Here is a 15,828-nt window from a genome sequence, read left to right as displayed (position 1 = left end):
TTGTACTGCTTATATTCATCATTTTGGTGTTAATATTATCTATTCCCGCTGTTCAAACCAAACTTGGTAGATATGCCACAAACCGTCTAAACGATGAGTTGGGCACCAATATCAATATTGGAAGGGTAGGATTGCAATTTAATGGCGATGTAGAGCTTAAGCAAGTTTATGTTCAAGATTATAAAGAAGGCACGCTTATTAGTATCGCCGAATTAAACACATCTATTTTAAGCGTAAGGAATTTGATTAATGGCAAATTGGCTTTTGGCGACATAGATATTGTGGATTTAGTATTTAATATTACAACCTACATTGGCGAAAATGAAACCAATTTAGATGTTTTTGTCGCCAAGTTTGAGGATGATAACCCAAAAGTTCAAGAGAATACTTTTTTAATGTCTTCTAGTGATGTTACCATAAACAACGGGGTTTTTAGAATGACAGATGAAAACAAGGAATCTCCCAAATTACTGGAATTTAAAAATTTAAATATCAATGCAACCAATTTTTTAATTAATGGAAGTGAGGTTAGCACTAGAATAAATACATTGGCATTTAAAGATAGTAGAGGTTTTGAAATGAAAAATATGATGACAAATTTTTCATACTCCTTAACCGATATGATTTTTTCCAATTTAGATATTAAAACGCCTCATTCTGTTTTAAAAGGGTATTTACAATTTGCTTATGATAGGAAAGACTTTAAAGAGTTTACGGACAAAGTAAATATCATAGCAGATTTTAAGGATTCTACCATTTTATTTGACGAGCTAAATATTTTTTACAACGAATTTGGAAAAAATCAATATGCAACTTTTGATGTTGATTTAACTGGGACTTTAAATGACTTACAGATAAGTAATTTAGAACTAAATACAAACAATAACAGTAAGGTTTATGGAAATATAAACTTTAAGAACCTGTTTAATAAAGAAACAGATAATTTTTACATGAAAGGGGATTTTATAAATCTTACTTCAACATATAAAGACCTCAAGGCATTATTGCCTAATGTTTTAGGGTCTTCCATTCCTAGTTCTTTTGATAACCTTGGAAAATTTACCATAGCAGGCCAAACAGAGGTAACATCTTCAACCGTTAATGCCAATATTCAAATAGATACCGATTTAGGTTTTCTTGATTCTAAATTAGAAATAAATAAAATAGATGATATCGATAATGCCATTTATAAAGGCAATGTAGCTTTTGAGAATTTTGATTTTGGATTATTTTTAAATGACCCAAAAATTGGGTTAGCGTCTTTAAATGTAGATGTTAAAGGAAAAGGATTTGTTACTGAAACAATTAATACGCAAGTTATTGGTAATGTTTTTGAAATAGAATATAACGATTACAATTATACATCCATAAAAGTAGAAGGAAATGTTAGAAACAAAATATTTGATGGGAATCTTGTTTCAAATGATGAAAATTTAAAACTAAATTTTAACGGACTTGTAGATTTTTCTGAAAAAGAAAACAAATATGATTTTGAGGCCAACATTGCCTATGCCAATTTATATGTATTAAACTTCATGAAGCAGGACAGTATATCCGTTTTAAGAAGTGATGTTAAAATGAATGTAAATGGCAGCACTTTAGATAATGCCTATGGCAAAATTTCATTCAGTAATACCTCTTATAAAAACCAAAACGACACCTATTTTTTTGATAAATTTGATATCACATCACGATTTGAAAATACGGTTCATTTTGTTGAAATTAACTCACCCGATATTATTGAAGGTAATTTGAATGGTAATTTTGTGTTTAAGGATTTACCTAAATTAATACAAAATTCGTTAGGTCATATATACACAAACTTTATTCCTTTTAAAGTTGAAAATAACCAACATGTTGATTTCAATTTTAAAATTTATAATAAAATTATAGAGGTGTTTTATCCAGAAATTGAAGTTGGTAAGAACACATACATAAGAGGAAGGGTTGAAACAGACGAAGAAAAATTTAGGGTAACCTTTAAATCTCCTGAAATAAAGGTGTACGATTATTTTGCAAATAATATTGAGCTACAAATCGATAATAGTAATCCGCTTTTTAATACATACATAGAAGTTGATAGTATAAATACTAAATACTACAATGTCTCTAAACTCAATTTAATTAATGTAACGCTTCGTGACACGTTGTTTATGCGAGCTGAATTCAAAGGCGGTAAACAAAATAATGATAGTTACAATTTAAGTTTTTATCACACCATTAACGAAGAAAAACAATCTGTTGTGGGTTTTAAAACGTCTGATATTACCATAAAGGATACAAAATGGGCTATAAACGAAAAGCAAGATAGATTTAACAAAGTCACATTTAATAAGAGCTTTACCTACTTTAACATAGATAGATTATTTATAAACCATGAAAATCAAGAATTAAGCCTTTCTGGATTCATAAAAGACTCTACCCAAAAAGATTTAAAACTTGATTTTAAAAATGTAGATCTTTCTAAAATTACTCCAGACATAGATAGTTTGTCCCTAGCAGGAAATGTCAATGGTAAGTTGGATCTGTTACAAAAAAATGGCAATTATCTACCAAACTCCACTATTGTTATAGATGATTTTAAGGTTAATGATTTTGAATTGGGATCGTTTGATGCTAGTATTACCGGAAATGAAAACCTTACAAATTATATTGTTGATGTAACTATTAAAGACGATATCAAAAAATCGTTTAGGGCCCAAGGGGATATAAGTGTTATGGGGCGAGAACCTGATATAGATGTAAGTATTACTTTAAATGATTTTGCACTCAAACCATTAAATCCCTTGCTCCAAGATGTATTGAGCAATATCAGGGGAAGTGTTACAGGAGATGTTAATCTTAATGGAAATTTAAAGCAACCGGATATTAATGGAAATCTGATATTAAACAAATCTGGTTTTGCCATACCATATCTGAATGTAGATTACAGTTTTGCAGATAAATCTACTGTAACCTTAAAAAACCAAAGCTTCATTTTTAACAACATTCCATTAACCGATACTAAGTTTAACTCAAAAGGGCAATTAAATGGAAGTTTGAGCCATACAAATTTTTCAAAATGGGCTCTCGATTTGAAACTTAGTACACCTAGGTTGTTGGTATTGGATACTGAATTAACAGATGAATCCGCTTATTATGGCACGGGCTTTATTGGGGGTACAGCGACCATTAAGGGGCCAACAGACCAACTGTCCATAGAAGTAGTAGGAGAAACCAAAGCAGGAACCGTATTTAAAATTCCTTTAAATAATACAGAATCCTTTGGAGATAATTCGTTCATACATTTTATAACAAAAGAAGAAAAAGTAGCGAAACAGAAAGGCATCAATTTGGTTTTAAATGATGTTTATGGACTTGAGTTAGATTTCGATTTGGATATCACTGAAGATGCAGAAGTGGAACTCATAATTAACCAAGAAACTGGGCATGCTTTAAGAGGAAAAGGTAATGGTAACATACTTTTAGAAATTAACACCAATGGGAAGTTTAATATGTGGGGGGATTTTTCAGTGTTTAGAGGGGTGTATAATTTTGCTTATGGCGGCTTAATAAGAAAGGAATTTATAGTAAAACCAGGTGGAACTATTGCATGGAATGGTGACCCATTAAAAGCGAATATTAATATATCGGCTGTTTATAGAACGGAAACCAATCCATCTCCTTTACTAGACAATCCAATTAACAGAACCATACCAGTAGATTTAAATATTAATTTAACAGGACAATTGGAGCAACCTGTGCCGGTTTACCAGTTTGAATTCCCAAATGTGAACTCGGCTATAAAATCAGAGTTACAATACCGATTGGAATCTGAAGAGGATAAACAAAACCAAGCACTTTATTTATTATCAACAGGTTCTTTTTCCAGAGGCATTAGCGAACTTAATTTTTCTGGTACTATTGCCGAAAGGCTTAATGGCATTATTAATAGCTTTTTTACAAATGGAGACGGGAACTTAAATGTAGGTATAAATTATGAAGTAGGCACCAACAGACCCGATTACAGAACTGATAGTAGAGTCGATTTAAAGTTGCAAACAAAAATTAGCGATCGCGTACTTATAAATGGTAAAGTAGGGGTGCCTGTTGGAGGTTCTGGAGCCAATGAAACAGTGGTAGCTGGAAATGTTGAAATTAATTTTCTTTTGAATGAAGATGGTACGCTCACAGCCAATGTATTTAATAGGGAAAACAGTATCCAAAATTTTGGAGAACAAATTGGTTATACGCAAGGCGTAGGACTTACTTACAGTGTGGATTTTGATACGTTTAGGGAATTAATAAGAAGTTTATTCAGAAAGGAAGAAACTCCAGAAATTCTACCTCAGGAAGAAGAAAGTCCTCAAGAAATTATACCTCAGCAAGACCCCGAAGTAGATGAAGATGGCTATGAAGAAGATGATGAAGCAAATGCATTTCCTGGTTTTATTACACAAAAGTCTACAAAGAAAAAAGATGAATAATTTTATAAAAAAAGCCATTTTTTTTATAAAAATTAAAATTTCATGTTTTTTATTAACTAAAACGTTATAGTTTTGCAACTCCCATTAAAATAGGGTAAATGCTATCGCTATCTAATTTTTCTTTAGTAATTTTACCTATAATTAAAAAATTTACATGCCAAAAGCAATAAAAAAGATAGGGGTTTTAACATCTGGTGGTGATTCTCCAGGGATGAATGCAGCTATACGTTCGGTAGTTAGAACATGTGCATATCATAATGTGGAATGTATTGGTATTTACCGTGGTTATGAAGGACTTATTGAAGGTGATTTTCAGATAATGGACGCTAGAAGCGTTAGAGGTATTATCAACAAAGGAGGCACCATGTTAAAGTCGGCAAGATCCAAAGAATTTAGAACTACAGCAGGAAGACAAATAGCTTTTCAAAAATTATCAGAGGCTGGCATAGATGCCCTTGTAATCATTGGGGGTGATGGGTCGTTTACTGGGGGTATGATTTTTAATGAGGAGTTTGATTTTCCAGTTATAGGCATTCCAGGAACGATAGATAATGACATTGTAGGTACATCTCATACCTTAGGTTTTGATACAGCGCTAAATACCGTTGTAGACGCCATTGATAAAATTAGGGATACAGCGAGTTCACACAATAGATTGTTTTTTGTGGAAGTAATGGGTAGAGATGTTGGTCACATTGCTTTAAATGTAGGAATTGCAGGTGGTGCCGAAGAAATTTTAATTCCTGAAGAGGATTTAGGATTGGATAGACTTGTGGAATCCTTAAACAGAAGTAGAAAATCTGGAAAAACATCGAGTATCGTTGTTGTTGCTGAAGGCGATAAAATAGGAAAGAATATTTTTGAACTTAAAGATTATGTTGACCAAAATATGGAAGGTTACGATGTTCGAGTGTCCGTTTTAGGCCATATGCAACGTGGAGGGCCACCATCTTGTTTTGATCGTGTTTTGGCCAGCAGAATGGGAGTTAAAGCCGTGGAGTCTTTATTGGAAGGAAAAACCAATTATATGGTCGGACTTTTAAATGGTGTTATGGAATTAACACCTTTAGAAATGGCCATTAAAGGAAAAACAAAAATAAATTTAGAATTATTGCGTGTCTCAGATATCATGAGCACTTAACATTTATAAACAAAATTATGTCAAAATTAAAATTAGGAATTAACGGATTTGGTAGAATAGGTAGAATTGCTTTTAGAGTAGCAGTTAGCAGACCAGATGTTGAAGTAGTTGGAATTAACGATTTGTTAGATGTTGAACATTTAGCATACCTATTAAAATACGATTCTACTCACGGTCGTTTTAACGGCACTGTGGAAGTAAAAAATGGCCACTTAGTAGTTAATGGCAAAGAAATAAGAATTACTGCCGAGCGTAATCCAGAAGATTTAAAATGGGATGCCATTGGAGCAACCGTTGTATTGGATTGTACAGGTATTTTCACAACTTTGGAAGGTGCGCAAAAGCACATCACTGCAGGTGCTAAAAAAGTAGCAATTTCTGCTCCGTCGGCAGATGCTCCGATGTTTGTAATGGGTGTAAACCATAAACAAATTACTGCTGAGCATACCATCGTTTCAAATGCATCTTGTACTACAAACTGTTTAGCACCTTTAGCTAAAGTTATCAATGATAACTTCGGTATTGTAGAAGGTTTAATGACAACGGTTCACGCCACTACTGCAACACAATTAACTGTTGACGGTCCGTCAAGAAAAGATTGGAGAGGTGGAAGAAGTGCATTAATAAACATCATTCCTTCTTCAACAGGGGCAGCTAAAGCTGTTGGAAAAGTAATTCCAGAACTTAATGGTAAATTAACTGGTATGGCGTTTAGGGTTCCTACAGCAGATGTTTCTGTGGTAGATTTAACCGTAAGAACTGAAAAGTCAGCTACTTGGGCTGAAGTGAAAGCAGCTTTAAGGAAAGCTTCTGAAGGTGATTTAAAAGGTATTTTAGGCTATACTGAAGAGGCTGTGGTATCACAGGATTTCGTGTCAGAACCTATGACAAGTATTTTTGATGCTGATGCAAGTATTGCTTTAAATGACAATTTCTTTAAACTGGTATCTTGGTACGATAATGAATTTGGATATTCAACCAAATTAGTTGACTTAGCGCAACATATTAGCAAAATATAATTCAAAAAAATAGTGTTAACAACTCCGCAGGTTTATTGTATTACAAGTTACAAGAATCTGTGGAGTTTTTTATTTAAAACCCCATGATTTTAATTGTTGATAGTGGCTCTACAAAAAGCGATTGGATTGCTGTAGATAATACTGGTAAAAAGCTTTTAGAGAAGTTAAGAACAAAAGGACTTAATCCGGAAATTTTAACAGAAGATAAACTAAAAAAAATAATTAAAAAAAATCCAGATTTAAAAGCCCATAAAGCATCCGTTACCCATGTTTTTTTTTATGGTGCTGGTTGTGGAACGGATAGAGGGAAAGAAATAGTGCGTAATGCCCTGAAAGAGATTTTTTTGAATGCGGTTGTAAAAGTGGAAGAAGATACTTTGGCTGCGGTTTATGGTACTATAAGTCATGACACCGAAGCAGCCGTGGTTTGTATTTTAGGAACAGGTTCGAACTGTAGCTATTTTGATGGACAAAAATTGCACCAACGAGTACAGTCATTAGGTTATATTTTAATGGATGATGCCGCCGGGAATTATTATGGGAAAGAACTTATTAGGGATTACTATTTTAACCATATGCCCGAAGCTATTAAAGTAGCCTTTGGTAGCAAGTATAATTTGGAACCAGATTATATTAAGTATAATATTTATAAGCAATCCAATCCAAATGCCTATTTGGCAAACTTTGCGGAATTCATGTTTTTAAATAAAGATTCCGAATACATTGTGGAGCTTATAAAAAAAGGCATTCGCTTGTTTGTAAAAAACATGATCATGCAGTACAAGGAAGAAATTAAAACCGTTCCCGTTCATTTTGCTGGCTCTATTGCTTATTTTTCAAAAGAAGAAATTAAAGAAGTCGCACAAGAAATGGGTTTTAAAGTAGGTAATTTTGAACGTAGACCTATTGATGGCTTGGTAGCTTTTCACACTAAAAATTTATAATCATATTTCTTAATAACCATTTTTTGAATACTCACATTGCGCTTTATATTTCCAATAAAGATGATAAGAATCACTTAATTGAGCGCATAATAGATGGTCAACTTTTTGATGGTTTTTTAAATTTAAAAGGGGCCCTTTTCTCTGAAATTACTCTAAACCAATTGATTCAGGAAGAAATCATCCATGAGCATTTTGATGTGGTTACAAATACTAAAAATAGTCTTCAAAAATCTTCTGAAGGGGAACGAAAAAAAGCCTTATTAAATCACCTCATTTTACAAAACCCAGAATACCTTATTGCGGATAATGTTTTTGGGAATCTAGATAGCGCTGCACAAGCTGATATAAAACAGACTTTAAAGCAATTGAGTCTGAAAATCCCAATTATACAGATTACAAATAGAGTGGGAGATATACTTTCTTTTATTGATAAGATTTATCGATTACAAGAAAACACTTTGGTGCCTATTAATGATATAAATTTTTTAAAAGCGGAAACCCACACTTTGTTTGTAGAATCATTGCCAAAAAATCACCATTCAACTTTAAAGAAAATTAATCCGTTAGTGACATTTAAAAATGTCTCGGTTAAATATGGTGACAGATCTATTTTAAATGCTGTTAATTGGGAGATTAAAGCGGGGGAGTTTTGGCAACTTATTGGGCCTAATGGTTCAGGTAAAAGCACGATACTGTCTATGATTACAGGCGATAATCCAAAAGCTTTTTTACAAGATATTACGCTGTTCGGTATGAAAAAGGGGAGTGGCGAAACAGTTTGGGACATTAAAAAACACATTGGTTATTTTTCATCCGACATGCTAAGAGGCTTTATGCGGTCTGATTCCATTGAGAATATGATTATTTCAGGTTTTTTTGATTCCATAGGGCTTTATAAATTTCCTTTGGAACGACAAACCCTCATAGCGCATCAATGGTTACGTATTTTGAATATGTTTGATATTAAAAAAAGAAATTTTTTATCCTTATCCAATGGTCACCAACGATTAGTATTAATAGCCAGAGCCATGGTAAAACAACCACCTTTATTAATTTTAGATGAACCTACCAACGGACTCGATGATGTAGATGCTCAATTATTCACGCAACTCGTAAATAAAATAGCTTTAGAAAGTGATACAGCTATTTTATATGTCTCTCACAGACAGGAAGTGGGGCTTAAACCAAATTTGATTTATGAGTTGGTGCCTAGTGAAAGTGGTTCTATTGGTAGAGAAATAGAAGCTTAGATTACGCTTGTTTTTTCAGATCATTTATACCAATGAGCAAGGTGAAGTTATATTTTTATAATTACTACCATTAAGCAGAGCATAGCGGTAGCGAGGAAGTGTTTTATATGATTGAATTTTAGTTTTTTTGATTTTTTTCATATTCTTCTCTTGATACTATTCTTCCATGCCAGTAATAAGTTTCACTATTATTTCCATAAGACCAAGCTATTCCATGAAATATTCCATTTGAATAAGGAATTTTTCTCATTATGGTTTTTCCAGTATCATCGTATTCAATCCATAATCCATTAGGAAGGCCATTTATGAAATATTTTTCTCTAATTCTAGCACCTTCATAAAAAGTCTCAGCTTTACCTTCAGCTTTACCATTTATGAATTCGGTTATACTATATTGTCCTGGAAAAACACCTGAAATTTTATATTTTCCAGATAATAATTTCTCATTTTTATAAACAGTCATTTGTGTTGAATCAGAGTTTGTTTCAAATTTTAAATCACACATTTCTACTTCCTTGATTTCTTGAGCCGAAATATGATTTAAGAGCATTAAAACTAATATTAGGAGTAGTTTTTTCATTTTTTTCAAATTGACCTAAATACACATACTAATATATGTTAAATTATCTTACAAAACAAGTGAAAAATTTTTTTTACTTAAAAAAGGATTTCCAACTTTTTAACTAATGACACTTTTTATGCTCATGAATGGGTGTCAATACATAAGCGTCAATCCAACCCCAAATCCCATATCGCTATCGTAATGTGTCCTTAATCCGAAATTTTTTCCGGCAATATAGTTCAGTCCAACCATATATTCTTTGTCTGTATTCACCATAAATGCGGCTCGTACCCTTTTAGAGATTGGAATGTCTTCCCGCATTAAAGACAAGCGAACAATACCATCGTGATACATTTCTGCTTGAAAATTAACCAACATAGGAAGTGTGTACATAAACCCTAAACTCAATGCACTCCTAAGGTCTTTTTTGTTTGTTTGTCCGAATAAGTTAATCTCCTGTTCATCCATCCCCATGCTTCTATAACGCCAATCAAAGCCAACAAATGGCATGAACCATTGGTTTCTGCCAATGTATCGCCCTATATGGGTTTCTGCTTCATAACCGTGCATATCGTTATAACCCAATCGCCATTCGGTTCCAAAACTCCAACGGGTATTTTGCAACATCAACTCCCCATCGTTTCCATTGGAGGCAAAGTCATTTTGTACCATAAAATGCCATTGGTTACTTTCGCTTTGTAACTTTTTATAAGCCCAAGCTTTATTGGGCAATAAAGGATTTGGTGCTTGGTTTTCATAACTAAAAACACGGTTCATACCAGCCATCATATGGTAGAGAATATGACAATGAAAAAACCAATCACCTTCCAAATTGGCTTCAAATTCTATGACATTGGTTTCCATCGGCATGATGTCCAATACGTTTTTAAGTGGTGCATAATCGCCTTGACCATTGATGACCCTAAAATCGTGACCGTGTAAGTGCATAGGATGACGCATCATGGAATTGTTGAACAGAGTTATTCGCACGATTTCACCCTTTTTAATCAGGATTTTGTCTGATTCAGACAGCACTTTGTTGTCCATACTCCACACATAGCGGTTCATATTTCCTGTTAAGTCAAATTTTAATTCCCTAATTGGAGCATCTTCTGGTAAGGTTGTTTTGGTGGGTGATTTCAGCATGGTGTAATTCAATGTGACCATCTCCGTATTGCCCGGACTGTTGTCGGAATGGTCCATTGTGCCTTTTGTTGTTCCCCCTTTGGGGGTTAGGGGGCTACCAGTAATCTCAGGATACATGACCGTGTTCATATCCATTTTTTGCAACGACATATTCATGCCCATATCATTCATGGTACCGTCCATGTTCATCATACCATTCATCATCTTCATGCCTTCAAAGTATTTCAATTTGGGTAACGGACTTACCAATTGTTTGATGCCCTCACCAATATAAATGGAAGCCGATTTGGTGCGGTCTTCGGGTGTTGCTAAAAATTCGTAGGACGTGTTTTCCGCTGGAATTGTAACGATGACATCATACGTTTCTGAAACGCCTATAATCAATCGATCTACTTCCACAGGTTCTACATCATTTCCATCATTGGCAACGACCGTTAATTTCCCTCCGGCATACGTCAACCAAAAATAGGAGGATGCTCCACCATTGGAAATCTGTAAACGCACTTTATCACCTGCTTTAAATTGGGACAGTTGACTTTCTGATGTGCCATTTATTAGGAATTTGTCATAATACACATCACTGACATCCATCGCCAACATGCGTTTCCATTCATTGGTGAGTTTGGTTTTAAAATGACCTGCTTTTATCGCTTCAGCATAACTTTGAGTGGTTCCCTTTTTTATGGCGAACCAATCGGTAGCATTATGCAACATGCGGTGTACATTTTCGGGATTGTAATCTGTCCATTCGCTCAAAATAATGGGAACGGATGGCAAATCATCTATCCCTTTTCTATAAGAAGGATCGTCTTCTCTTTTTTTCAAAATCATCGAGCCATACATGCCGATTTGCTCTTGTAATCCGCTATGACTATGGTACCAATGTGTTCCATTTTGAATGATTGGAAACCGATATATGTGAGTGGTATTTGGTTCAATGGGCATTTGTGTTAAAAAAGGAACGCCATCTTCTTTATTTGGCAAATACAAACCGTGCCAATGCAAAGAGGTACTTTCTTTGAGTTGGTTATGAACATGGATTTCAGCTGTGTCACCTTCGGTAAAAGTAAGTGTCGGCATAGGAATTTGTCCGTTTACGGCAATGGCCCGTTTTTCTTTTCCGGTAAAATTGACGATGGTGTCTTTTACATACAAGTCATATCGTACTACTTTTTGGGCGAATAGTGTAGATGTCATCAACAGAAAAGCCCCTATCAGAAAAAATGTTTTGTAAAATGTATTGTTTGATTTTTTCATCGCATATTTAATTTGGTAGCTTTAAATCTTAGCCGTTTTTAGTCGTAATGCATTCGCTATAACCGACACCGAACTAAAACTCATTGCCAAAGCAGCAATCATTGGGGACAATAAAATTCCGAATACCGGAAATAAAACACCTGCAGCGATGGGAATCCCTAAGGTATTATAAATAAGCGCGAAAAACAGGTTTTGTTTAATATTTCTCATGACGGTATGACTTAAATTTCTTGCTTTTACAATACCATTTAAATCGCCTTTTACCAAACTTATCATGGCGCTTTCAATGGCCACATCTGTTCCCGTGCCCATGGCAATACCGACATCGCTTTTTGCCAATGCTGGTGCATCATTAATACCATCGCCCGCCATTGCGACGATCTTACCCTGTTTTTGCAATTTTTCTACTTCTTTCAGTTTATCTTCGGGCAACATACTTGCTTTAAAATCTGTTAAGTTAAGTTCAGGAGCAACGGCTTGAGCTGTTTCGTGATTATCACCTGTCAGCATGATGACCTTAATACCTTTGGCTTGAAGTGCTTTAATGGCTTCGCTACTGGTGGCCTTTATTTTATCGCCTATAACCACGTAACCAATAACGGCATTATCCACAGCTAAAAAGGACACGGTTTTTCCTTTTTTCTGATGGTTTTTCGCTTCTTCTTGCATTTCCAGAGTCAGCTCTGCTTTGGCATATGCCATCATTTTTGGGTTTCCTAATCCAAGATTTTTACCATTAACTTTACCCTCAACGCCTTTTCCAGTCACCGCGCTAAAACCTTCAACAGGTAACATCTCGGCATGATGTTCTTTACCATACGCCACAGTCGCTTCGGCTAATGGGTGTTCACTGTTGTTGTTTAATGATACAATGTATTGTAAAACGTCTTTTTCACTGTAATCTTTATGAAATGAGCCTACTTTTTCGACAGCTGGTTTGCCTTCTGTGATTGTTCCTGTTTTATCAATAATCAAGGTATCCACTTTATCCATTTTCTCAAGGGCTTCGGCACTTTTAATCAAGACGCCATTTTGGGCACCTTTGCCCACACCAACCATAACGGACATGGGCGTTGCCAATCCCAAGGCACAAGGGCATGCAATGATCAATACCGCAATAGCATTTACCAACGCATATACATACGCTGGTTCGGGTCCCCAGATAGCCCAAACGGCAAAGGTTATGATTGAAATAATGACTACCACAGGAACGAAATAACTAGATACTTTATCTGCTAAATTTTGAATGGGTGCACGACTTCTACTGGCCTCATTAACCATATGGATGATTTGAGAAAGTAAGGTATCACTACCCACTTTTTCAGCTTTCATTAAAAACACTTGGTTCCCATTAATGGTACCGCTACTTACTTTATCACCGTTTGTTTTGTTAACGGGAATAGGTTCTCCTGTAATCATGGATTCGTCAATCGTTGTATCGCCTTGTGTAATGACACCATCAACTGGAATTTTATCACCCGGTTTTACTTTTAGAATATCGTTTAACTCTATGTTGTCTATACTCACGACTATTTCTTCACCATGAACCATTTTTATGGCCTTGCTAGGGGCTAATTTCAATAGTTCTTTTACTGCCGAGTTTGTTTTACTATGTGCACGGGCTTCTAAAAACTGACCTAACAAGACCAATGTTAAAATAACTGTCGCCGCTTCAAAGTACACATGTACGGCGCCAGATTCGGTTTTAAACTGGGAAGGAAACATATCAGGAAAAAGCATCCCGATGACACTAAATAACCAAGCCACACCCGCACCAATACCAATGAGGGTAAACATATTTAGGTTCCAAGTTTTGATGCTTCTGTAGGCACGTTCAAAAAACATCCAAGTGGCATAAAACACAACTGGAATTGACAATGCAAACTGTACCCAATTCCAATAGCTTTGTTCCATAACGTCGTATAACGGATTGTTGGAAACCATCTCGCTCATGGCGATTAAAAAAATGGGTAAAGTGAATGCCGTAGCAATCCATAATTTCTTTAAAAGCGTTTTATAAGTTCGTTCTTCCGCAGAAAGGTCTGGTTCCTTTGGGACTAATTCCATGCCGCAAATGGGACAAGAACCCGCCTCGTCTTTTACGATTTCTGGGTGCATTGGGCAAGTATATTGTTGGGTCGACATGGAGGATAAATTTTGTTCTTCAACTAAATCCATCCCACAAACAGGGCAGTCGCCCGGTTTGTCATATGTTTTATCGCCTTCACAATGCATCGGACAGTAGAAACTACCAGAGCCATTATGAGGAAGTTTTTTATTGCTCCTCTCCTTTGGAGAGGTTGGGAGAGGCTTTTCACCTGGTAAATGAATACCATATCTACCACCATCATTTTTAAGTGCTTCTTGAAACGTTTCCAAAGGAATATGGGATGTCATTTCAATTGTTGCTTCTGCGACCTCTAAATTAACCGTTGCTTTAGAAACACCGTTAACTTTTGAAAGGGTTTGTTCAACGTGACTGCGACATCCGTTACAGGTCATTCCTGTTATGTGATATGTATGTACCATAATCTTGAATTTTTAAGGTTAAAAACTATGTTACAAAGTTCGGTGGTTGGTCGTGTATCTTTGTTGTAGAATTTTGGTTATGAGTTGTAACATTTATAAATCCTCAATCTGCATGCGCTTTTTGTCTTTTAATTGTTTGTAATGCGATGGTGAAAAGCCCGTAATCTTTTTAAACTGATTGCTCAAATACGCCACACTACTATAATGCAGCAAAAAAGCAATTTCACTTAGGCTCATTTCATCGTACATCAAAAGTTCTTTGACCCGTTCAATTTTTTGAAGGATGAAATACTTCTCAATGGTGATACCTTCAACCTCAGAAAACAGATTGCTCAACATGGCATAGTCTTGTAATAGATGATTCGAAATATATTCCGACAGGTTCACGTTAAGGTCGTTGTTTTTGTGATGTACCAAATCAATGATTAAGGTTTTTATTTTATCAATGGACTTACTTTTTTTATCATCTATTAATTCAAATCCAAATATTTTTAGTGTGACTGCTATGTTATGTTTTTGCTGCTCGGTAACAGGTTCCAGCGTTTCAATGACTCCCAAATCAACAGAAAGCAGTTGAAGTCCGAGTTTTTCCAACTCAGACTTCACTACCATTTTGCAACGGCTACACACCATGTTTTTGATGTAGAGCTTCATTATTCTATCGTTTCTAAGGTACTGCCACAGGTTAACATTTGCGCTCCATAATATGGGTTTTTAATATTACTTTCCTTGCTCAACCAATTGGCACCTTTACCATTATTTGCCATGGGGCAGTGTTGGTAATATATGGGTGTTTCCTGTTTAGAAGCTTTCAGTAATTGGTACATAGGGTCGGACAAGGTGATGAAATGAGTTCTTTGAAGACTGATATCTTTGGTTCCTTCAATGTGTCCTGCGTTTAACGCCAAACCTTTCATGACCTTCATCCAAACGGTATGGGCGTCGCTTGTTAGTTTTTCCATTTTTACGGCATCTATAGCGGTAAGTAAGTCTTTAGCTTTTGCTGATGCCAAAGTACCATTTGAGGCAACCAATGCATCTTTTAAAATAAAATAGGTGTCAAAAACGGCTTTTAGTGGATGTTCATCCTGCTTAATTTCTACCTTTTCATCAACCATTTCAGATTGGTGCATGGTATGGTCTTCTATCGCTTCCGTTTTTACTATGGCCGTTTTGTTCACACGGTCGTATTGGCAACATTCAGCAAGTTTGGCATACACGTCGTCTGGTGCCAGAAAGTTATCACTATCATAACCCGCCAATGCAATGCGCTTCAAAATTTCATCTGAGTTGGTTTTACTGGAATCGTAAATAAGCGTTGCCATTTTGGTATCCTTGTTCCAATCTACACTAGCTACTTTTTTAATGTTTCCTGCGTTTTCGATGGTGCTCTCGCACATCTCACAGTTCCCGTAAATTTTTACGTTTTCGGTCTTAGCATTCTTAATTTGAGCGTTACATGATGTAAGCGATAGCAATACTATCATTGCCATCCATATTTTTATTGAGTTCAT

10 protein-coding genes are annotated in these 15,828 nt (G+C 35.3%); 5 read left to right on the top strand and 5 right to left on the bottom strand.

The genetic code is table 11. The annotated features are described in order from the left end of the window. Window positions 1–26 precede the first annotated feature (26 nt). From CDH49_RS06150 to CDH49_RS06130, 5 genes are all read left to right on the top strand, one after another. The gene (locus CDH49_RS06150) at window positions 27–4,466 is read left to right on the top strand and encodes a translocation/assembly module TamB domain-containing protein (RefSeq protein WP_100614901.1); all 4,440 of its coding nucleotides are present in this window, start codon (window positions 27–29) and stop codon (window positions 4,464–4,466) included. A 154-nt stretch (window positions 4,467–4,620) separates the two neighbouring features. Then, window positions 4,621–5,607, top strand: a complete 987-nt coding sequence (gene pfkA / locus CDH49_RS06145) for a 6-phosphofructokinase (RefSeq protein ID WP_100614576.1) — start codon at window positions 4,621–4,623, stop codon at window positions 5,605–5,607. Window positions 5,608–5,624: 17 nt separating this feature from the next. Beyond that, window positions 5,625–6,626: a type I glyceraldehyde-3-phosphate dehydrogenase gene (gene gap / locus CDH49_RS06140; protein ID WP_100614575.1), complete on the top strand. Its 1,002-nt coding sequence runs from the start codon at window positions 5,625–5,627 to the stop codon at window positions 6,624–6,626. A gap of 83 nt (window positions 6,627–6,709) precedes the next feature. Beyond that, the gene (locus CDH49_RS06135) at window positions 6,710–7,570 is read left to right on the top strand and encodes an N-acetylglucosamine kinase (RefSeq protein WP_100614574.1); all 861 of its coding nucleotides are present in this window, start codon (window positions 6,710–6,712) and stop codon (window positions 7,568–7,570) included. Window positions 7,571–7,593: 23 nt separating this feature from the next. After that, window positions 7,594–8,820, top strand: coding sequence for an ATP-binding cassette domain-containing protein (locus tag CDH49_RS06130; protein WP_157805277.1), 1,227 nt, complete (start codon window positions 7,594–7,596; stop codon window positions 8,818–8,820). A gap of 118 nt (window positions 8,821–8,938) precedes the next feature. Here CDH49_RS06130 and CDH49_RS06125 read toward each other — a convergent pair whose 3' ends face one another. The 5 genes from CDH49_RS06125 to CDH49_RS06105 all read right to left on the bottom strand — a co-directional run bounded on the left by CDH49_RS06125 (window position 8,939) and on the right by CDH49_RS06105 (window position 15,828). Beyond that, window positions 8,939–9,400: a toxin-antitoxin system YwqK family antitoxin gene (locus tag CDH49_RS06125; protein WP_157805276.1), complete on the bottom strand. Its 462-nt coding sequence runs from the start codon at window positions 9,398–9,400 to the stop codon at window positions 8,939–8,941. 135 nt (window positions 9,401–9,535) lie between these two features. Then, window positions 9,536–11,785 carry a multicopper oxidase domain-containing protein gene (locus tag CDH49_RS06120; protein WP_100614571.1) on the bottom strand — a complete coding sequence of 750 codons (2,250 nt, stop codon included), beginning with the start codon at window positions 11,783–11,785 and terminating at the stop codon, window positions 9,536–9,538. A gap of 21 nt (window positions 11,786–11,806) precedes the next feature. Further along, window positions 11,807–14,314, bottom strand: a complete 2,508-nt coding sequence (locus tag CDH49_RS06115; protein WP_100614570.1) for a heavy metal translocating P-type ATPase — start codon at window positions 14,312–14,314, stop codon at window positions 11,807–11,809. Between the two features lie 93 nt (window positions 14,315–14,407). Next, window positions 14,408–14,968, bottom strand: coding sequence for a helix-turn-helix domain-containing protein (locus tag CDH49_RS06110; RefSeq protein WP_100614569.1), 561 nt, complete (start codon window positions 14,966–14,968; stop codon window positions 14,408–14,410). Beyond that, window positions 14,968–15,828 (bottom strand): DUF3347 domain-containing protein, encoded by an 861-nt coding sequence (locus CDH49_RS06105; RefSeq protein ID WP_100614900.1) that lies wholly within the window; start codon window positions 15,826–15,828, stop codon window positions 14,968–14,970. Before CDH49_RS06105 ends, CDH49_RS06110 begins: the two co-directional genes overlap by 1 nt.

It is taken from the genome of Confluentibacter citreus (assembly GCF_002807055.1).
Taxonomy (GTDB): domain Bacteria; phylum Bacteroidota; class Bacteroidia; order Flavobacteriales; family Flavobacteriaceae; genus Confluentibacter; species Confluentibacter citreus.
Note: the sequence above shows the minus strand (reverse complement) of the source record. Positions and strands in the feature narration are given on the sequence as shown.

Excerpts from the sequence above, each read along its gene's own strand:
- pfkA (WP_100614576.1), top strand. The coding sequence starts at position 4,621 with ATGCCAAAAGCAATAAAAAAGATAGGGGTTTTAACATCTGGTGGTGAT.
- gap (WP_100614575.1), top strand. The coding sequence starts at position 5,625 with ATGTCAAAATTAAAATTAGGAATTAACGGATTTGGTAGAATAGGTAGA.
- CDH49_RS06135 (WP_100614574.1), top strand. The coding sequence starts at position 6,710 with ATGATTTTAATTGTTGATAGTGGCTCTACAAAAAGCGATTGGATTGCT.
- CDH49_RS06125 (WP_157805276.1), bottom strand. The coding sequence starts at position 9,400 with ATGAAAAAACTACTCCTAATATTAGTTTTAATGCTCTTAAATCATATT.
- CDH49_RS06120 (WP_100614571.1), bottom strand. The coding sequence starts at position 11,785 with ATGAAAAAATCAAACAATACATTTTACAAAACATTTTTTCTGATAGGG.
- CDH49_RS06115 (WP_100614570.1), bottom strand. The coding sequence starts at position 14,314 with ATGGTACATACATATCACATAACAGGAATGACCTGTAACGGATGTCGC.
- CDH49_RS06110 (WP_100614569.1), bottom strand. The coding sequence starts at position 14,968 with ATGAAGCTCTACATCAAAAACATGGTGTGTAGCCGTTGCAAAATGGTA.
- CDH49_RS06105 (WP_100614900.1), bottom strand. The coding sequence starts at position 15,828 with ATGAACTCAATAAAAATATGGATGGCAATGATAGTATTGCTATCGCTT.